Annotated in this window: 17 protein-coding genes; 9 read left to right on the top strand and 8 right to left on the bottom strand. The window is 70.6% G+C overall.

What is annotated here, in order from left to right; genetic code table 11:
* Nucleotides 1-10 precede the first annotated feature (10 nt).
* Genes ACLQ2X_RS24795 through ACLQ2X_RS24805 form a run of 3 tightly spaced genes read right to left on the bottom strand, consistent with a single transcriptional unit; the run spans nucleotide 11 to nucleotide 6,154 of the window.
* Complete coding sequence (locus ACLQ2X_RS24795; protein ID WP_425683474.1) at nucleotides 11-2,881, bottom strand: hypothetical protein; 2,871 nt, start codon at nucleotides 2,879-2,881, stop codon at nucleotides 11-13.
* A 31-nt stretch (nucleotides 2,882-2,912) separates the two neighbouring features.
* Nucleotides 2,913-4,487, bottom strand: coding sequence for a hypothetical protein (locus tag ACLQ2X_RS24800; RefSeq protein WP_425683475.1), 1,575 nt, complete (start codon nucleotides 4,485-4,487; stop codon nucleotides 2,913-2,915).
* Nucleotides 4,484-6,154: a hypothetical protein gene (locus ACLQ2X_RS24805; RefSeq protein ID WP_425683476.1), complete on the bottom strand. Its 1,671-nt coding sequence runs from the start codon at nucleotides 6,152-6,154 to the stop codon at nucleotides 4,484-4,486. Before ACLQ2X_RS24805 ends, ACLQ2X_RS24800 begins: the two co-directional genes overlap by 4 nt.
* Nucleotides 6,155-6,394: 240 nt before the next feature.
* Here ACLQ2X_RS24805 and ACLQ2X_RS24810 point away from each other — a divergent pair, with 240 nt between their 5' ends.
* From ACLQ2X_RS24810 to mraY, 8 genes are all read left to right on the top strand, one after another.
* Nucleotides 6,395-7,282 carry an ATP-grasp domain-containing protein gene (locus ACLQ2X_RS24810; RefSeq protein ID WP_425683477.1) on the top strand — a complete coding sequence of 296 codons (888 nt, stop codon included), beginning with the start codon at nucleotides 6,395-6,397 and terminating at the stop codon, nucleotides 7,280-7,282.
* A gap of 262 nt (nucleotides 7,283-7,544) precedes the next feature.
* The gene (locus ACLQ2X_RS24815; protein ID WP_425683478.1) at nucleotides 7,545-8,084 is read left to right on the top strand and encodes a hypothetical protein; all 540 of its coding nucleotides are present in this window, start codon (nucleotides 7,545-7,547) and stop codon (nucleotides 8,082-8,084) included.
* Nucleotides 8,085-8,115: 31 nt separating this feature from the next.
* The gene (locus tag ACLQ2X_RS24820; protein ID WP_425683479.1) at nucleotides 8,116-8,661 is read left to right on the top strand and encodes a GNAT family N-acetyltransferase; all 546 of its coding nucleotides are present in this window, start codon (nucleotides 8,116-8,118) and stop codon (nucleotides 8,659-8,661) included.
* A gap of 124 nt (nucleotides 8,662-8,785) precedes the next feature.
* Nucleotides 8,786-9,169: a PadR family transcriptional regulator gene (locus ACLQ2X_RS24825; RefSeq protein WP_425683480.1), complete on the top strand. Its 384-nt coding sequence runs from the start codon at nucleotides 8,786-8,788 to the stop codon at nucleotides 9,167-9,169.
* Nucleotides 9,166-10,059 carry a hypothetical protein gene (locus ACLQ2X_RS24830; RefSeq protein ID WP_425683481.1) on the top strand — a complete coding sequence of 298 codons (894 nt, stop codon included), beginning with the start codon at nucleotides 9,166-9,168 and terminating at the stop codon, nucleotides 10,057-10,059. Before ACLQ2X_RS24825 ends, ACLQ2X_RS24830 begins: the two co-directional genes overlap by 4 nt.
* Nucleotides 10,060-10,186: 127 nt before the next feature.
* Nucleotides 10,187-10,777, top strand: a complete 591-nt coding sequence (locus ACLQ2X_RS24835; RefSeq protein WP_425683482.1) for a carboxymuconolactone decarboxylase family protein — start codon at nucleotides 10,187-10,189, stop codon at nucleotides 10,775-10,777.
* Nucleotides 10,774-11,652, top strand: a complete 879-nt coding sequence (locus ACLQ2X_RS24840) for an RNA polymerase sigma-70 factor (RefSeq protein ID WP_425683483.1) — start codon at nucleotides 10,774-10,776, stop codon at nucleotides 11,650-11,652. The genes ACLQ2X_RS24835 and ACLQ2X_RS24840 overlap by 4 nt, the downstream gene beginning before the upstream one ends.
* 214 nt (nucleotides 11,653-11,866) lie before the next feature.
* Complete coding sequence (gene mraY, locus ACLQ2X_RS24845; protein ID WP_425683484.1) at nucleotides 11,867-12,970, top strand: phospho-N-acetylmuramoyl-pentapeptide-transferase; 1,104 nt, start codon at nucleotides 11,867-11,869, stop codon at nucleotides 12,968-12,970.
* A 12-nt stretch (nucleotides 12,971-12,982) separates the two neighbouring features.
* Here the strand turns inward: mraY and ACLQ2X_RS24850 are convergent, their stop codons facing one another.
* The gene (locus tag ACLQ2X_RS24850; protein WP_425683485.1) at nucleotides 12,983-13,651 is read right to left on the bottom strand and encodes a hypothetical protein; all 669 of its coding nucleotides are present in this window, start codon (nucleotides 13,649-13,651) and stop codon (nucleotides 12,983-12,985) included.
* Between the two features lie 20 nt (nucleotides 13,652-13,671).
* Between ACLQ2X_RS24850 and ACLQ2X_RS24855 the strand changes: the two genes are divergently transcribed.
* The gene (locus tag ACLQ2X_RS24855) at nucleotides 13,672-13,803 is read left to right on the top strand and encodes a DUF6924 domain-containing protein (protein WP_425683486.1); all 132 of its coding nucleotides are present in this window, start codon (nucleotides 13,672-13,674) and stop codon (nucleotides 13,801-13,803) included.
* An 18-nt stretch (nucleotides 13,804-13,821) separates the two neighbouring features.
* Here the strand turns inward: ACLQ2X_RS24855 and ACLQ2X_RS24860 are convergent, their stop codons facing one another.
* The 4 genes from ACLQ2X_RS24860 to ACLQ2X_RS24875 form a co-directional block, all read right to left on the bottom strand.
* Nucleotides 13,822-14,592, bottom strand: coding sequence for an SDR family oxidoreductase (locus ACLQ2X_RS24860; protein WP_425683487.1), 771 nt, complete (start codon nucleotides 14,590-14,592; stop codon nucleotides 13,822-13,824).
* A 215-nt stretch (nucleotides 14,593-14,807) separates the two neighbouring features.
* The gene (locus ACLQ2X_RS24865) at nucleotides 14,808-15,794 is read right to left on the bottom strand and encodes a hypothetical protein (RefSeq protein ID WP_425683488.1); all 987 of its coding nucleotides are present in this window, start codon (nucleotides 15,792-15,794) and stop codon (nucleotides 14,808-14,810) included.
* A gap of 67 nt (nucleotides 15,795-15,861) precedes the next feature.
* Nucleotides 15,862-17,892 (bottom strand): DNA/RNA non-specific endonuclease, encoded by a 2,031-nt coding sequence (locus tag ACLQ2X_RS24870; RefSeq protein WP_425683489.1) that lies wholly within the window; start codon nucleotides 17,890-17,892, stop codon nucleotides 15,862-15,864.
* A gap of 145 nt (nucleotides 17,893-18,037) precedes the next feature.
* Nucleotides 18,038-18,802 carry an SDR family oxidoreductase gene (locus ACLQ2X_RS24875; RefSeq protein ID WP_425683490.1) on the bottom strand — a complete coding sequence of 255 codons (765 nt, stop codon included), beginning with the start codon at nucleotides 18,800-18,802 and terminating at the stop codon, nucleotides 18,038-18,040.
* Nucleotides 18,803-18,880 lie beyond the last annotated feature (78 nt).

Here is an 18,880-nt window from a genome sequence, read left to right on the forward strand (position 1 = left end):
GGCGACGAGGTCATGCCTGCGGTGCCCCGGAGGCGGGGCCAGGGGAGGTTCCGGTTCCGCCTCCGGACGCCACACCGCCGGCAGGCGCCGGCTCACTGCCTGGGCTCGGCGGGTTGAGGTCGGGACCGGCCTGCAACCGGACGAGCGACGTGGGTGTGACGACTTCCCACGGATCACCGACGGCCACCTCCTCACCCGGCCGGTCGAGGGCGTCGGCGATCAGCTCCTCGATCGGCGGGTACGGATTGCGGCCGTCCCGCCACGGCCGCGGCGACAGGGTGGGTACCTTGGACGAGGCGAGATATCCGCCGACGGCGTACTCGTAGCCGGGGCGTACCGGCACGATGACCCGGGCCGCGCCGGCCTGCAGGAACGCCTGGTGCAGCGCGTCGCTGCTGGTGCGGCTGCGGACGGTGACCCAGCGGTCCCGGCCGGCCCACTGGTAGGGGTAGCACAGGTAGGTCAGGTTCTCCCACTCGAAGACCTCCTCGAAGAACTGGATGTGGTCGGCTTCGGCCACGATCTGCATCCGGTCGACGCGGGGAGCCTCGTCGTCCCGAGTGTCCAGGGCGCCGTACAGGTCGAACTCCTGCCCGGTGAGCACGGTTTGGCAGGCCCGCCTGAGTTCCAGCATCTCCACCTGCCGGAGGCCGGCCGCCGACCCGTTCGCCTGGTAGGCGGTGCGGGCCTGCCGGCGTGCCTGGTCGTTGTCGTAGGCGGAGCGCTGGGCCAGGTATCCGGCTCGGATCGCCGCCCAGGCCCGCAACCGCCACGCCTGGAACGCGCCGTCGGTGCGGGTGCACCGGACCCGCACCACGACGGTGAGCCCGCCCCGCTGGTCGGCGCTGATGCCGATCGGGACCGGACCGGGGGCGGGGTGGTCGAATTCGACGGTCGACACGCCTTCGCTGCTGTCGTTGAGGGTCAACCGGTGCTCACCGACGGCGACCTGCACGGCCTGTGGCGGGGTGCCGGCTTCGGCGGTGTACTCACCTTCGGTGAGGCCCCAGGTGCTCCGGACGTACGCGATGCTCGCCACGTACCCGGCCGGCACCGCGACCTCGCCGGTGTAGGAGGCGTACCCCCACTCGGGCTGGGACTTGTCGGTGGAGTTCTTGGCGTGGTCGAACGGCCGGGCGGGCGGGTCGACGAAGGTGGCGGTGGCGAAGACCTCCGGATCCGGGGGCGGCTCGACGCCGAAGACGTCCCAGCGGGCGGCCTTGGCGGCCCAGTTGTCGTCGTCCAGGTCGTCGACGTCGAGGAACCAGGCGGGCGGTTCGGGGACGGCGCCCAGGCTGGTGTCCTCGGACGTCCGGGTGTTCAGCCAGACCAGCGTGGCGGCGGGCTCGGGGACGATGAACTCCAGCATGAGCCGCTCGCCGTAGTTGTACACCTGCGCCTGGTCGACCTTGTCCAGCCAGCGGTAGACGCCACTGATGTCGGCCGTGCCGGCGGAGTTGTCGAAGGAGTGGGTGTTGGTCTCGGTGACGCGGACGGTGCTCGTGGTGGTCCGGCGATGAGCGGTTTCGGTACGCAGGAGCTGCGTGGCGCTCTCGGTGAGGGTCTTGGCGTACGACACCGCGGAACTGCTGCTCGTCTCGGTCGAGGTGGACTGGTCGGCGTTGACCTCGATGCCGGCCCGGACCGGCCCGAGCCCGCCGGACACGCTGACGCCAAGGGAGGTGGAGTTCTGCTGCGACGCGGCCGTCGCCAACGCCCGGTCCAGGCTGTTCTGCTCGGTGGACGCGAGTTCCTCGGTGGACGCCTCGATCCTCCTGCTGCTCGTGGTCACGGTTTCGCTGGTGCTGGTGTCGGCCACGTGGGAACGCCCGCGCGTCTCGCTGGCCAGCACGTTCTCGACGTACGAGATCTCGCCGGGCTGGTAGCGCAGCAGCGCGGTTCGGATGATCATGAGGTCGCCCCGGCCGGCGACGCGGGCGTACGCGTCCAGCACCGGCACCCGCGGCTGCCCCGGATAGGGCAGCGGGTCGGCCGGGCCGGGGTGCGACGGGACCGGTTCGAAGTCGCCCCCGGTCAGCTTCGCGGTCGCCCGGCGGCGGGCATCGTCCCGTTCGGCGGCGAACACCCGGGCGAGGCGGCTCAGCGTCGTGGTGGCCGGAACACCGAGGTCCGCCGCGGCCTGCGCGGTGGCCGAGACGGCCGCACCGAGATCGGGAAAGCCGCTGTCCTGCAGGTCCCGCACGGTGGCGTCGGTCAGCCCGACGGCGCCGGCCCGGGAGCGCAGCCGTCGTAGGGTCTGGCCGAGGTCGGCGAACCGGTCGGCCCGATCGGCGTCGGGGTTGGCCCGCGGTGGCGCCGGCGGGTCCGGCAGCAGCACGTCGCGTCCGCCGAGCAGTGCCCGGACCAGACACGTCCCGTCGGCGTCGGACCGGGCGAGACGGAGCAGTGCCAACCCGCGCAGCACGCGGACGAGCACGACGGCCGCCGGTGACCGGGGGATCCGCAGGAACCGGCCCAGGACCAGCACGTCCACCACCCAACCGGTCAGCTCCGCCGCGGCCGAGGCGAGCTGTGCGGCACCGAGGTCGTGCTCGCCGGCCCACCGGGTGATGCCGTCGCGCAGCTCACCGACGGTCAGCCGGGCATCGACGGCGGCCCGGAGCAACAGCCACAGCGTCTGCCTGCCGAGGGCGTCCAGGCGGTCGTCCTTCGCGGCCAGCCGCTTGGCCAGCAGTCGCCGGGCCCGGTCGTCGTCCCCGTCGGTGACGACCTCCCGGACCGGATCCGACCAGGCGTTCCGGAAGTCGACGACCGCGTCGATCAGCTTCGGGCCGGTGGTGCAGGCCGCCGGGGCGGCACCGCCGTCCCGGCGCAACTGGACGAACCGCAGGCCTACCTGGGTGGTGACAGGGGTTGTCATGGTTCCCCTCCGGTCTTCCGACTCGCTGGTCTCAGATGTTCGGCAGGTGCAGGGCCGCGGGCATGCCGTACGCGGCGAGGTGTGTGTTGAGCCGGTCCACGAGCTGGTTCCACTCGGCCTGCAGCCGGGCGCTTTCCCCGGCCGCCGTCCGCAGGGCCTTCTGCCACTCGTCGTCGTGCAGGGCGCCGACGAGTTCCCCGAGGGTGAACTGGTCGAACGCCACGATCGGTTCGTCGGCGCGCGCCGTGTCGGAGAGCGGGAACGCCCGCAGCGTCCCGCCACGCGACAGCGGAGAATCGGCCGCCCGGGCGGCGTCGTCGTACGCGGCGACCTCGCGAAGCGTCGGGACGGCCCGGTTGCCGTACCTGTCGACGCGCGTGACGCCGTGGAACATCCGCCCGGCGTGCAGGTCGACCCGGGCGTGCTCCCAGGGCGAGAGCAGCTGGAGGTTGGCCGGCTCGGCGGCGCCGGTGAGCATGGACAGCCGACTGCTCCAGACGGACTCGTCCAGGTGCCTGCGCACCCGTCGTGCCCAGCCGACCATGCGCCTGGTGAACCGTTGGGTCAGGCCGTGCTCCCATTCGTAGGAGCGCATCGCCACGTTCCAGGCGCCCGGGCGGCGTAGCGCCATCTCGAACAGCTCGTCCCGGGACATCCGGTGGTACGGGTCCCGGGCGTACCGTTTCGTCAGGTCCGCGGGGTCACCTGTCTTACGGGCGGTGTCGCTGCCGTGGTGGCTCCACAGTCGTTGCAGCCCGGCGTCGTCGGCCCCGAGGAGGGCGTCGTCCTCCAGCCGGGCCGCCAGCTCCCACCGCGCCTGTTCGGCGGTCCGGGCGGTGGGCTGCTCCCGGACGATCCGGAACTGGTAGACCGGCGCGGCACCGGTCGAGATCATGTGGGCGATCTGCGGTTCGGACAGCATCAGGTCGGGGTCGTAGTCCCAGGCGTGCAGCACGTCGCGGCTCGTCAGCCCCAGCGCCTGGAACAGGGCGGCTCCGCGCGCGTCCAGCGGGATGTCGCGTCCCCACGCCCGGGATGCCATCACCATCGCGATGGTGCGGTGGCCGCGGGCCGTGACGAGCGGTCCGTAGGGCGGATAGTGCAGGTCCGGGCCCGTCGGCGCGTTCATCGGAATGACGTTGAGTTCCTCCGGCAACGCGACGTGGCGCCCGGTCCGGTAGCGGTACCTGCTGTAGGCGATGCCGCCGTCGTACGGCGTCGGGCTGAACCGGAAGTCGTGAAACGCCTGGACGAGCGCCCGGCGGTACAGGTCGGGGTCGGTGGTGCGCAGCATGGTCGCGGCGGCAGGGCCGAGGAGCGCGTCGACAATGTCGTGGAACAGCGGGTCGGCGGCACCACCGGCGAGGAACTCGCCGGTGGTCAGCCGTGGGTTGTCCCGCCGGGCCGCCTGGTAGAGATCCTGCAGGTACGCGGATTCCAGCGCGACACCGGAGCGGTCGACGAGGTGCGCCGGGTCGCGCAGGAACGAGGTCGGGACCGGCACGTTCGTCGCCGCCTCCGCCGCCTTCTTGGCGGCCTGGGCGGTCAGCCTCTGCTGAGCCATCAGCAGCGCCTGTTGTCGCAGCAGTTCCACCGGCCGGGTCACGGCGACACCCGCGGCAGTTCCTCGAGCAGGGTGGCGGCCAGGTCGGCGTCGACCGGGGCTGCCGCCGCCGCGGCCCGGGTCAGTCGGGGCAGCGGCACGTCGCCACGGGTCAGCACCCGCCGGCCGGCGGTCACGAGCGAACCACCGACCCGTTCCACCACCGGCGGCACCAGCACGCCGCCCAGGGTCAGCGCGGCGGCCAGGCCACTCATCGGTTTGCCCTGGAGATCCGCGCCGGTCAACACCCAGGTGGCGACGGAACCGAGGTCACGCAGGTCGTACATGGCCTGGATGGCGGGTACGGGAACGAACTGACCCACCGTCACCACCACGTGGGCGATCTCGTCCAGAGTGGCCGGCCGGGCCGGCAGGTCCCGTACCGGCACCACCTCGTCGGTGATCTCCAAGGGTACGTCGTCGAAGTGTGTGGCCACCCGCTCCCGGTAGCGGACGACGTCCTTGAGGGTGCTCACCCCGGCGGCACCGACCGCGTCGTCGAGGAACACCCGCACGCCCGCGGTGCGGATCACGGTCAGCTGCCACACCGGCCCGTCGGGCACGGTGGCGGCCGGGCCGGCGACCGGCTCGCCGTCGGCGTCCAGCAGGTCCAGCCGGTAGGCGAAGCGGTCCTCGCCGCTGGCCGGGTCGACCCGGATGTGGATCGGCAGGGGTACGCCGTCGGGTATCCCGCCCAGCCAGTCGACATAGGTGTCGTACACGTCCTTGGCCAGCGTGAACGCGACGTCGTCGAGGACCGAGGCGGCGGCGACGAACCAGTCCGGCTGCCAGGACCAGGGCTGGCCGCGAGGCGGGCGGCCCTGCTCGGGGCGGATCAACATCAGGTCGAGCCCGTCCGCTCGGGCCTGCTGGACGGTCGTCGGCAGCAGCGCGCCCTCGATCCCCCCGACTGCCGCGTCCAACGCCACGGTCCCGGCCACCAGGTCGGCTTCGGTGAGCGGTACCGCCCCCAGCGGACCGCCGAGCGGCGGCAGCGTGTCCGGGTGCCGGTGGCGCCGGATCTCGAAGGCCAGACTCTGGTCGCAGCGTGTGGGACCGTCGCCGGGCAGGTACGCGGCCCGCAGCGCCCGTAACCCGTCCGCGTCGAGCAGTGGCCGCGCCGAGCACGACACCCCCGGCGCCATCGCCAGCAGCAGCCGCATCGCACTCCAGTGCACCAGGGGAGTCGCCGACGGGACCGCCTCCTCGATCTCGAAGGCGCGCGCGGGCGTGAACGTGTACCCCATCGGCAGCGGCGCGTACGCGACCGTCGCTCCGCCGACCGTCACGCTCCGCTCGGCACCGGCGATCCGGTGCTCCACCCTCAGTTCGAAGACCAGCGGCTCGGCGGTGTCGACGTCGGTCACCAGGACAGCGGACGCCTCCGGCCGCCGGTCCGCGTGTGCGGCGGTGGCGGCCTCGTAGCACCAGCCGGGCAGATAGCTGACGGTCAGCGAATCGGTGCCGTCGAAGCGGACGTGCAGGACGTTGCTCATCGCGTCGAGGCACACGAACACCGGATCGGCCGGCACGCCGCCGTAGAGCTCCAGCCAGCGGCCCTCGCCCTCGACCGCGGTGTCGAGGGTCAGCCAGACGTCGTCCAGCACGGCGCGCAGCGGCCGGGCCGCCTCGTCGGCGGCCTCCAGAAAGGTCGGCGGACCCGGGGCCATGGTTGGCAGCGTATCCACGGGGCGTCACACCGCAGTCACCTATCGGTCACCACGCGCCGGAAAGTGGACGCCGAGGAATCCGGCCCTCACTCCACCTGCGTCGGTGCGGCGCCTGTCGTCGGTGTCCAGCTTGAGAGGAACCCGCTTTCCGCCGGTCTTCGGACGCACCGACACGTCCACGGTGTTCACCGAGCCGCCGGGGTGTCCACCTCTGCGGACGGCGAGACGGCTGGAAATGTCATGGAGGTTCCCGGCCGGGCCTGGGACGATACGGGTGTGATGCTGTTGGTGCCCGCTGATCCACTGCGACCGCGCCGCCCCGACGAGCACTTCAGGGCGGAGGCGGTGGCCGCTCGTGAGGCCGGTTTGGGCGTGGCTGTGGTGGACCACGACGCACTTACCAGGCCGGATCGCGCGGAGCAGGCGGTGGCGTTGGTGCCAGCCGACGGTGAGGCTGTCTACCGTGGCTGGATGCTGCGCAGTGAGCAGTACGCGGCTTTCGCTGAAGCGCTGGCCCGGCGCGGCGTGATGCTGCGGACCTCCACCGAGCAGTACCGGCGGGCCCACGAACTGCCCGGCTGGTATGCCGCCCTGGCGGCGCTCACCCCTGCGTCAGTGTGGACCGCAGGCGCCTCGCGAGCGGACTTCGACCGGGCGCGTGTCGAGCTGGGGACGGGCCCGGCCGTCCTGCGCGACTACACCAAGTCGATGAAGCACTACTGGCACGAGGCGGCGTTCGTCCCCGACCTCGCCGATGGCGAGACGGCCTGGAAGGTGGCAAGCCGCCTGCGGGACCTGCGGGGGGACGACTTCGTCGGCGGTTTCGTCCTACGCCGTTATGAGCGATTCACCTCCGCCGAGGCGCGAACCTGGTGGATCAACGGTGATTGCGTCCTGGTCAGTTCACATCCGGACAGCCCGAACGACTTCCCGGCCCGCGACGTGGACCTTGACGCCGTCACACCGATGATCACCGCACTGGGCCTGCCGTTCGTCACGGTGGACCTTGCCCTACGCGCCGACGGGGTCTGGCGGGTCATCGAGATCGGTGATGGGCAGGTCAGCGACCGCCCGGCCACCACCGAGCCCGGCAAGCTGATCACAGCGCTGCTCGGCCGCGCCCCCTGACTGTCACACGTGCTCCGGCTGCCCCGCAGCTCGCTGACGTGTCAGCCACCGTGGACGGCGGTCAGAAGCGATGGTCGGCGGAGTGTGATGGAGTCCGTGGGCGCGGGCAGACGGTTAACAGCCTTGGCGCATGACGGCACGATCCGCGCCTGGGCTTCTGACGGCGACGTCACCGAAAACGGATCACCCTGGCCGGTTGCCCGTTCGGCGGTGCCGTGCGAGCATCACGCGTCGGCGCGTCCGCATCGGGGAAAGGGAACAGATGGCGCCATTGGCGACGCTCGGTCAGATCGCGGACCGGGCAGTGGAACTGGGCATCGTCGCGCCCGCAGCGGTGGCGAGTCTCGCGGACATCCGTGACGAACAACTGTCGTTCTACAGCGATGACAACGCAATGGCCCTGGTCGACCTCATGGAAGAGCTGGGTGTCGGCGTCCGAATAGATCCCAAGGTGGACTCCCTGCTGGGTGGTTACCGAGAGCTGTTCGAAAGGTCCGCCGCCTGTACTGGCGGCGCCGTGACCATCACCGATGTGGAGCTGCTTGACGGCGACGACGGGGAGCGCATCCGGATGCTGGTCAACGGCCGTGAGTTTGGCTGGGACGTGGAGTTTGGTTCCGGGCGGTACCTCGACGTGATGACGGTCCACGAGATCTACCATGACCTGTTGCCCGACGGGGACGCGGATCCCCGGGTGTTCATCAACCTCTCGGACGAGGCCTACGAGCAGTCCGGCTATGTCTTCGCCGATCCGGTCGCGTTCTCGATCTTGGCTGAAGAGCTGCAGATCAAGGTGGATTGACCGGAGTTGTCGAAGGGGGTACGAAAGGAGTGTGCCCGGCCCGACAAGCTCCGGCGATGCTGCGTCCCTGCGGACTCCGCGGCTGCTGTTGCGTCGCTGGCAGGACGAGGATCTGGACGGGCTCGCCGCGGTCAACGCGCAGCCTGAGGTGATGCGTTACATCCACGACGGCCGCACGCTGGATCGGGCCGCGACCGCAGAGCGCCTGGCCATCTATCAACGGCACTGGGATGAGTACGGCTTCGGTCTCTATGCGGTGGAACTCAGGGAGACCGGCGAACTGGCCGGGTTCACCGGCCTGGCGACGCCGACCTTCCTGCCCGAGATCATGCCGGCGGTGGAGATCGGCTGGCGGTTCGGCCGTGCCTACTGGGGCCGGGGCCTGGCCACGGAAGCCGCTCAGGCCGTGGTCGCCCACACGCGGGCAGAGCTTGGCCTGCGGCGGCTGGTCAGCATTCATGTCGTCGGCAATGAGGCGTCCGCGCGGGTAATGGTCAAGCTGGGCATGTCGCTGGAACGCGAGACGGTGCAGCCGGACACCGGCCGCCGGGTCCGGGTCTACGCGATGGACCTGTAGGGCGCGAGGCAGGGAGCCCCGGACCGCCAACGCCGCCGCACGTTGCCCGTGCAGACGATCACTCAACCAGACAATGTGCACAGTCACTCTGGTTGGATAGTCGTGTTGCCTGTATATTCAAATCATGCGATCGACATCGCGCCCCGCGCTGCGGGAACCGTCGTACTTCGTCCTTGCTGCCCTGCTCGGTGGACCGCTCCACGGCTACGCCGTGATCAAGCGGGTGACCGAGCTGTCCGACGATCGAGTGACCCTCGCCGCCGGCTCGCTGTACTCGGTGATCGACCGACTGCTCGGCGAAGGACTCATCGCCGCCGACGGTGAGGAGATCGTCAACGGGCGAGCCCGCCGCTACTACCGGCTCACCGAAGAGGGCTACCGCGTACTCGGCGAGGAAGCCGACCGGCTCGCCCGGGCCGCCCGGGTGGTCATGGACCGCCTGCCGCGCCAGGGCTCGTCACAAGCAAGCATCCCCCGACCTTCTACCGCGAGGATCAGACCAGCATGAGTTCTGATGTCCTGGAGAAGCGCTACCGCATGCTGCTGCGGGCCTATCCGGCCGCTTACCGCCGCGAACGCGCCGACGAACTGATCGACACATTGATCGGCGACGAGCCGACCAGCCGCCGCTGGCCCAGCATCCGGCAGGCAGCCTCGCTGATCCGGGGCGCCCTGCGGGTGCACGGTGGCAGCACCGCGGCCCGGCCCACCGCCGTGCTGCTCTGGCAGGGCATCCACCTGGGCGCCATGGCGGTGCTCGCGCTGGGTGCGCTCATCGGCCTGGACGACATCGTCGAAGCGTTCCGGTTCGGCGGACTCTCGGACCCCCTGGCCGTCCTGCGGAGTCAGGGCATCCACGAGGTCATGGTGGCCGCGACGCTGGGGGCGCTCGTCGCGGGCCGCGCCCGCACCGCTGCCGTCCTGGTGGTGGCGACGGCGGTGGTGCCGACCGTGATCTCCCCGTACCTGTTCCTCAACGGCCTGCCGCAGTGGTGGGCACCGGTTGTCGCCGCGCCTTTGATCGTGGCGGGCCTGCGGCGTCCGGCGGACGTGCCGCCGGCGCCTCGGGCCAACGCCGTCCTGGTCACCGCCGGCATACTCGGGCTACACCTGATCTCCGCGGAAGGCTTCCGCCTGGTCGACAGGAACACGCAGATCGTTACCGCCACCATGGTGATCGCCGGGGCAGCCGCCTTCCTGTGGGTGGCGACGGCCGACCAGCGCCTGCTGATCGCAATCTTCCCCACCCTGCTGCTGGGCACCCTCCACCAACTGGGCAACACCATGTCGGCGGAACTACTGCGCCGGCCCGACGCCCTGCCGTCCCTCGTGGTCGCGGTCCTCATGGCAGCCGGCGCGGTCCTCTCGACCCGGCTGCGGCAGCGCACCCGAGCGTGACCAGCCGTGGGGCCCTCCGGTCACGGCCGGGCCGCTGCACCCGATGTCACATTCGCGGGCCGGCCGGTGTCTCCATGGCATGACGACCTACCAACGCGTCGGCACAGCCACAGACAACGGAGGAGCCATGGCGCACACCACCCGCATTGCCCCGGCCGAGATCACCGGCGTCAAGGGGACGCTGATCAAGCGGATGATCGAGAGGAAGATGGGCAGGGTGCCGACTCCGGTCGGCATCTACTGGCACCACCCCAAGGTGCTGTTCGCCAGCTTGGGCCTCGGCGGCAAACTGCAGAAGTGGGACGCCTGCGACGAAGGGCTGAAGTCCTTCGCCCACATGGCGGTCGCGTCGCTGGTCGGCTGCACGTGGTGCCTGGACTTCAACTACTTCGAAGCCCGCAACAAGGGGCTCGACGTGGCGAAGGCGCGGGAGATCCCGCGGTGGCGGGAGGCGGACGTCTTCACGCCGCTGGAGCGCGACGTCCTGGCGTACGCCGAGGCGATGAGCCAGACACCGCCGACCGTGACCGACGAGCTGGTGGACCGGCTGCACGCCGAACTGGGGCCCCGCGCCGTGGTCGAACTCACCTCGGTGATCGCATTCGCGAACATGAGCACACGTGGCAACGTGGCGCTCGGCATCGAGTCCGACGGCTTCGCCGCCGCGTGCGGCCTGAAGCCGCTGGCCGAGCGGCCGCCAGTCGCGTCCGCGCCATGAGCGAAGACCCCTACCTCGCCCACCGCAGCCTGCTGTTCACCGTCGCCTACGAGATGCTCGGCTCGGTCTCCGACGCCGAGGACGTGGTGCAGGAAACGTGGCTGCGGTGGGCCGCACTGGTCGACGCCGAGCGCCGCGAGGTCCGCAACCCCCGGGCGTATCTCGTGCGGGTCGTGACCCGGCTCTGCCTCAACCGGCTGCGCACGCTCGCGCGGCAACGCGAGGAGTACGTGGGCGAGTGGCTGCCCGAGCCGCTGCTGACCAGTCCGGACGTCGCCGAGGACGTCGAGCTCGCGGAGAGCGTGTCGATCGCCATGCTGGCCGTACTCGAAACGCTGCTACCGGCGGAGCGTGCGGTCTTCGTACTCCGCGAAGTCTTCGCCGTGCCGTATGACGAGATCGCCGAGGCGCTCGGCAGGTCACCGGCGGCGGTGCGCCAGATCGCGGTGCGGGCCCGCAAGCACGTGGCGGCGCGCCGACCGCGGATGTCGGTGAGCCGCGCCGAGCAGGAACAGGTGGTCGAACGGTTCCTCGCCGCGCTGACCACCGGCGACGTGCCCGGGCTGCTCGACGTGCTGGCTCCCGACGTGCTCGTCGTGGGCGACGGCGGTGGTCTGGCCCCGGCAACCCTGAAGCCGGTGCGCGGGGCGGCGAAGCTCGCCCCGGTGATGGCCCGCTTCGCCGAGTTCGCGCCCGGCGCCAGGGCTTTCATCATCGACCTCAACGGCGGCGTCGCGGCGCGCATCGACCCCGGCGGCGAGATCGACACGGCCCTGTCGTTCGTCATCCACGAGGGCCGGATCACCCGGATCTACGGGATCCGCAACCCGCACAAGCTCCAGCGGTTGGTCGAGGTGGCCGAACTTCGACGGTGAGTTCACGCTCATGTCTGGACGAATTGCGGCCCGTGTCGGTGCGAACTGCGGCCCCGTGCGGTCCGGGGCAGCTCCGCGTGCCGCCGGATGGCGAGCTGGTTTCTCGTGATCGATGATGTGCCGATGGCCATCTGCGAGGTCGGTTCAGGTCGACGGGCCGGGTGCTGACCGGTGGGGACGCGGTGAGAGATTCGCATCACGGGGAGGTGCGCCCGTGAGGGCGGTCATCGTCGCTGCCGCGGTCGCGTTCGTCATCTCCCTGTTCGGTACGCCGGTGGCGATCCGTGTCTTCACCGCGCTCAAGGCCGGTCAGCCGATCCGATCGATCGGGCTCGCCAGCAACCAGGGCAAGACGGGCACGCCAACGATGGGCGGGGTCGTCTTCATCGTGGCGACCGTCTTCGCGTACGTCGCCGGGCATCTCGCCCTGACCACGTTGCCGGAGCGGCAGATCGCGCAGGAGGGGCCGACCATGACGGCCCTGGTGCTGCTCGGGCTGTTCGTCTTCTGCGGAGTGGTCGGCTTCTTCGACGACATCCTCAAGGTGCGTCTGCGCAACTCCGACGGACTGTCCGCCAAGGGCAAACTGCTCGGCCAGGCGATCGTCGGCGCAGCGTTCGGCGTCGCCGCGCTCTACGTGCCGAGCACCGACGGTCAGACCGTGGCCAGCGAGCACATCTCGCTCATCCGCGACATCAGCTGGCTCGACGTCGGCAAGGTCGGCGCGGTGTTCGTGATCGTCTTCGTGATCATGGCGATGTCGAACGGCGTGAACCTCACCGACGGCCTCGACGGCCTAGCCACCGGCGCGTCGATCCTGGTGCTCGGCGCGTACGCGCTGATCGGTTTCTGGCAGTACCGGCACTGGTGCGCCGACGACGCGTACGCCCGCGTGAACGACTACTGCTACCAGGTGCGGGATCCCCTGGAGATCGCCATGATCGCGGCAGCGGCAGCCGGCGCCTGCGTGGGCTTCCTGTGGTGGAACACCTCCCCGGCGCGGATCTTCATGGGGGACGTGGGCTCGCTCGGCCTCGGCGGCCTGATCGGTGGGCTCGCGGTGGCCACCCGCACCACGCTGCTCTCGGTCGTCGTCGGCGGGCTCTTCGTCATCATCACGACGACCTGGGTGATCCAGATCGTCTCGTTCCGGACCACCGGCAGACGGGTCTTCCGGATGGTGCCCCTGCACCACCATTTCGAGTTGGCCGGGTGGAGTGAGGTCAACATCGTGGTGCGGTTCTGGATCGTGGCCGGTGTCTGCGTGGCGGCCGGCCTCGGCCTGTTCTACTCGGATTTCCTGGCGGCCGTCGGCTGACCGCTGCCGGCGTTACAGCCACTGCGTATCGATGTTGCCGGTGTACAGGTAGGCGGTGCGGGAGGCCGACCCGCCGAACAACTCCGACTCGCCCGCGTACACGGCAGCGAGCAGCCCCGGCCGGTACCACCAGCCGTTCGTGATGCCCCCGACCTCGGCGATCGGTTGCATCGCGGCCAGGTCGAGCTGGTCGATGGCCGAACCGGTCACTTTGGTGACCGTGTCCGCCATGCCCATCGCCGCATACGCGAGAGCCAGGGACTCGACCCAGCCGTCGATGCTGCGATGCAACGGGACCCACTGCCCATCGTCGCTGCCGGCAATTCCGAACGTGCCGTCCGGACCGATCAGGAACGCATACGGTACGGCGGTGCGTTGCGGCCCGGCCTGGAAGAACCAACCCGGGGGCACAAACGTGTCCTCCCACTCCGGCGGTTCCACGCCGAGCATCCGCGGGCCCGCGGCATCCTCGGGCAGGCCCGGCGCGGACGGCAGGACAAGGCCACCCCAGCATGCCTGATACGCCTCGGCGCGGTCGATGACCTCGTCGGGGATCTGCGCCTGCTGCCACGCGCTTCGATATTGGGCCACCGGCGGTTCTTCGAGCCAGAATCCGTGGACGCTGACGAACGAGCGGGCTCGTCTGCTCAGAGCCGTGGGCGTCCGACGCGCACTGAACATGGGTGAAATGGTAGCCCGGGGTGAACGCGCGACCGTTCCGGGCGCTGCCACGGCAGGTGCAGGCCATCCAGAACAACCTGTCACTCGCGAACATGGACTACATCGAGTTCGCGACGTCAGTTGGCGCGGACGGTGTCTTCCGGGGATTCTGAGCCGAGGTGGCCGTCCGGTCAGGCGAATCCGCCGTCGCTGTGCAGGAGTTGGCCGTTGATCCAGCCGCCGTCCGACGAGCACAGGAACGCGACGAGGTTCGCGCAGTCCTGCGGACGCCCGAGCCGTCCGAGCGGCGTGGAGCGTAGAACCGCATCCTTGATCTCCGCGGTCATCCAGCCGGTATCCGTCGGGCCCGGATCGACGGCGTTGGCGGTCACGCCGAGGTGGGCCAGTTCCCGGGCAGCGGCCAGGGTGATGCGGTCGAGAGCGCCCTTGCTGGCCCCGTAAGGCAGATTGCCGACGGTCGCGTCACTGGTCAGGCTGATGATCCGTCCCGTGCCGGGCACCCCCCGGAACCGTTTGGCGTACTCGCGGATCAGGAGCCAGCTCGCCCGGGCGTTGACCGCGAAGTGACGGTCGAAGCTCTCCACACTGGTGTCGAGCAGGCCTGAGTCGACGCTCTCGCAGTGGGCGAGAACCAGCGCTGTGACATGGCCCAGCTCGCGCTCCGCCGCCTCGAAGATGTCAGTGGCGGCGTGGGGCTCACTGAGATCCGCCTCCACCGCCGCAGTTCTTGCCCCGTGCTTGGCGGCCTCGTTGCCGAGCTGCGTCACGGTTCGGGGATCTGACCCCCACCGCATCCGCTCGTCGTAGGGCGTCCAATAGGTGAACGCGACATCCCAGCCGGTCCGGGCCAGGTTCAGCACGAGTGATGCGGCGATGCCGGCGGTGCGGCCGGCGCCAGTCACCAGGGCGACCGGTCGATGCTGTCGGGCCGTGCCATCCATGGGTGCCATCAGTGGTCGAACCTCCTTGACGCACCATCCTTGCCGGCCGGCCGGAGACCGTCACCCCATTACCCGGCCGGCGTCGAAAGGCAGGCGCGGTGCGCAGGCTGCCGGGTGCGGGTGCCCGGCTTCCGGCCCGATTACGGTACTGCGCTCCGGCGGGGTGCCGCGGCTCCACCCGTGGCGGGCGGTGCGCCCTGTCAGTCGTGGCTGCGCTACTGCAACAGCTCGGCGTGTGGGTGCTGCGGCGATGTCGGGCAGGTGTAGATCTGGAGATTGAATCCGGCTATGGACACCAGGCTTGGGCGCGCCGGGTCCGGGTGGATGTCGCCGGTGGCGTCGGCTCTGTCCTCGTACGGGATCCAGCTGTGGTTGCTGTCGTCCCACTCGTTCGAGGCGATTGTCAGCAGTGGCTCCAGCGGTGTTCCGCAGCTGTCGCAGGGCAGCGGTCGAGGGTCGGTGAAGCTCCAGGGCGCCCAACCCCCGACCTTCCAGCCTGGCGCGACGGACAGTTCGTACTGGTAGAAAGCCGTCTCTGCCTGGTCGTAGGCGCTTCCCGGGGCGGCGCCGGCCTTCTGCTCCGCGCTCCACCGCTCCACCTGCTCACGCAGGCCCGTCTCCAGCTCCAACGGCGCGGGGTACTCCGTCACCTGTTCAGGGTGGATGAGGCACGGCTCCGGCACGTAGCCCTCGTGTTGGACCGCAACGGGTTGCGGGGGCGCGGTGGTCACCTCGGTGAGCCGCGTCGAGGAGCGCCAGAACAGTGCCGTCCTGGGTATCTGCTGCTCGGGGTGGTCGAACGGGCACCAGAGCACCTGTAGCACGTCCGCCTGGTCGGGCATACGTAGGTGGGGCACGTCGCGAAGGTGGAGTTGGGCGACGGGAAGCAACGCCACCGGCTCCTCGGGCCAGGGCCGGCCACGATCGATCCGGTCCACCACCTCCTGCTCCTGCGGCGTGAGGAACATGTCACCGGCCGGACGGTTGTTCGCAGCCGTCATGAGGTGCCGCAGCAGCCGCACATCCTCCACAGTCGTCGCGGGTCGTCCGTCCGCCGGGTGCGGACCGTCGCAGGTCGGCCACGCCTCGGTGACGGGCCACAGCAGCGGCCCGCCGATCGAGCTCCCGTTGCCAGCGGGCGAGCCGGGACGGGGGTGCAGCCGCGTCGTCGTGCGTGCCAGCGGCGCCAGTTGCGGGAACATCGCCGCGACGGACACCGGCCGTGGCGGGGTGTTGCGGGGGGCGGCGGTTGCTGATGGCCCGGGACTGTCAGTTTCCAAGATTGACCACCGCTCCGTTGACCGTCCGAGTGTTGGGCACGACGCTGCCGTTGAACAGGGGCTGCGTCGTTCCGTCGGCCCTCTGGATGCTAGCGCTCATGGTGACCGACGTCGGGATGGTGCTGGTGGCGTCACGGTACTGCGGTGTCACCTCGTAGGACACCGCTTCGCCGGCGGCCAACCGCCCCACCGCTGTCTGGGCGGTCTGCTCGTACGTGCGCATGCTGGGCGTGCCGGTGTTCATGCCCACCTGCCAGCAGGGGACCAGGTTCGTCGCGATGCCCTTGCCCCCGAGGATGTTGGCCACGAGGTGGCACCGGGCGAGGCTGCCGCCGCCGATCCTGGTGGCGAACAACTGGGCGTCCTGCCAGCCGGTGATGTCTCCCTGAGCTGCGGTTCCCCTGGCGGCGGGCCTGGTTATGCACGCGGTCGCCCGGGCGGCGCGGGCACCGGGGCCGCCCGGGGGAGTGGTGGTCTTGTTGCGGCGGGGCACCCCTTGGGTGGTGTTCAGGATCCACCCGCCGCCGCTGCCCTGCGCGTCCGACGGAGGGGAACTCACGCACGTGCTTCCGGGCGAGGTGGAGGGGGTGCCCGGCGCGGGCGACGCGCTGGGGCTCGGCGCCGGTGCGGCCGTGGGCGTCGGCTGGAGGCGGGTACGGGCGTCGTCGAGCCACTCCTGCAACTCTTCGAGGACCCGCTGGACCTGCACCCGCGTCGTCGCGCGCGCCAGCACCTGTGCCTGCGCGGCGTAGACATGTACACCCCGCTGAGCACGGGCCCGCAGATACCAACTGGCCCACGCGGGGGAGGCGTTGACGCAGGTCAGTTGGCCGGTCGCGTTGACCGGCAGGGTGCCGGTGGTGGAACAGCCGCCGACCGGCCTGCCGTCACCGGTCATGGTGACGGTCATGGTGGCGCTGGCAGACCTGGGCGTTTCCAGGTCCTTGCCCACGAAGCGGCTGCTGATGGTGACGGTTATCCGGCAGGCGCCGGGGCCGCATCCGGTGAAGCGGGCGTTGCCCCTGGCCGTGAACTGATAGGACAGATCGAACGAGTTCTCCAGCTGCTTGGCATCGTCGGTCAGGTCGCGGAACAGGCGGTCCACCTCGGGTTGTCCCATGCCGGTCAGGCGGATCCGCCCGGGCAGCGTCGGTGCCGCGGGGGCCAGCCGGCGCCGGCTCACCTGCTGCGGACCGAAGCCGCCGGGCTGACCGGTGGAGGTGGCTGCCGCGCCCTGCACCTTCGGCAGGCTCGGCAGCGACGGCAGGCTCGGCAGCGACGGCAGGCTCGGCAGCGACGGCAGGCTCGGCAGTGACGGCAGGCTCGGTGGGGCCGGGGCGGAGGGAGTGCCGGTCCTCGTCGGGAGGGCCGGCAGGCTCGGCAACGGCGGAAGCGCCCCACCGCCGGCCTTCGGCGTGATCTGCACCAGCCGGTACGGGCTCTGCGCGCTCACGAAGATGTCAGCCTGGGAGGTGGTGGCCTTCCAGGTCGTCACCCCCTCCACCGGCGTCGTCTCGCCGGCGCGCGGGAAGGCGGTGCCCTCGGCACGAAGGCGTTCGCCGACCGAGTCGGCCAGGGATCGGGGCGTGAGCGGCTGCTGAGCGGCGGGACTGACCGCGGCTCCTCCGGTGAGCCACCTGCCGGTCAACAGGCTCGACTGCGCTCCCGTGGCGCCGGGAACCGGGAAGCCCGCTGGGAAACGCACATAAGCCTTGCCGCCGACAGTCAACGTCTCCAGGTTGATGCCGCCGAGAGACGTCGTGCTCAGCGACTGGCCGGCGCTGGTCACGCGCGTCGTGACCGCCACACCCCCCAGGTCGGAGGTGTACTGCAACGCGGGCGCCTGCCGCATCGCGTCAACGGCCGCCGTGAAGGCGTCCTTCGTGTTCACCTCGGTCTTCTTGTCCCCGCCGGTACAACCGGTGACCGCGAGCAGGACCGCCGCGACGCCGCAGAAAAGGGTTTGCCGCCTGCTCATGATGTCCTCCCCGGTGGACCGACTGAGCCCGCGCAGTGCCAACGGTAGGGATTCACCTCCTTGAACGCTGTCCGGTAGCCGACCACCTCGCGCCGGGATCGGGGGACGCGGACGGCGTCCTGCTCCGCATTCCGGCCTGACCTGCCGGCCCGTCAGCGACCTCGACGGCGCGCGGACACCGTGGCGGTCAGGCGCGCGGGCCCAGGAACAGGCCACCGCTCGCGTCCATCACCTGTCCGGTGACCCAACGGGCGTCGTCGGAGGCGAGGAACGCGACGACGTCGGCGATGTCGTCGGGCCCGCCCAGTCGGTGCAGTGCCGTCATCGCGACGATGAGCTCGGTAAGGCCGGGTGCCGCGAAGTCCGGCCCGTTGGTCGCCGTCCGGGTGGCACCGGGCGCGACGGCGTTGACCGTGATGCCCCGGACGCCGAGCTCGTTGGCCAGGGTCCGGGTCATCGTCTCGATCGCGCCCTTGGTCATGGCGAACGACGTCTGGGTGGCGTTGGCCATCCGGGTCGCCACGGACGAGATGGTGATGATCCGGGCGCCGTCGCCGAGCCGGGGCAACGCCCGTTCGATGATGAAGTACGGCGCTCGGACGTTGACCGCGAACAGGTGGTCGAAGGCGGCCCGCGTGGTGGCGCCCAACGGCCCCGCGGGTGGCGCCGCCGCGTTGTTGACCAGGATGTCGAGTGGCCGCCCGGCCAGGACCGCATCGACCCGGGCGAACAGGGTCTCGATGTCGCCGTCGACGCCGTGCTCCGCACCCACGGCGTACGCGGTCCCGCCGTCGCGCACGATCCTGTCGACCGTCGCGGCCGCACCCTGCTGGTCGCTGCCGAAATGTGCGATGACCACCGCTCCCCGGGCTGCCAGGCGAAGGGCGATCGCCTGCCCGATGCCCCGCGACGCGCCCGTCACCAGGGCGGTCCTGCCGGTCAGATCGTTCATGCTAGTGCCGTGACCACGAACGTTCACGGTGTTGGTTGACACGCCGCGCGGCCTGTCGGCCGGGCGGCGTTGTGCCGG

Origin of the sequence: Micromonospora sp. DT31 (assembly GCF_049841795.1) — a bacterium.
Taxonomy (GTDB): Bacteria; Actinomycetota; Actinomycetes; order Mycobacteriales; family Micromonosporaceae; genus Micromonospora.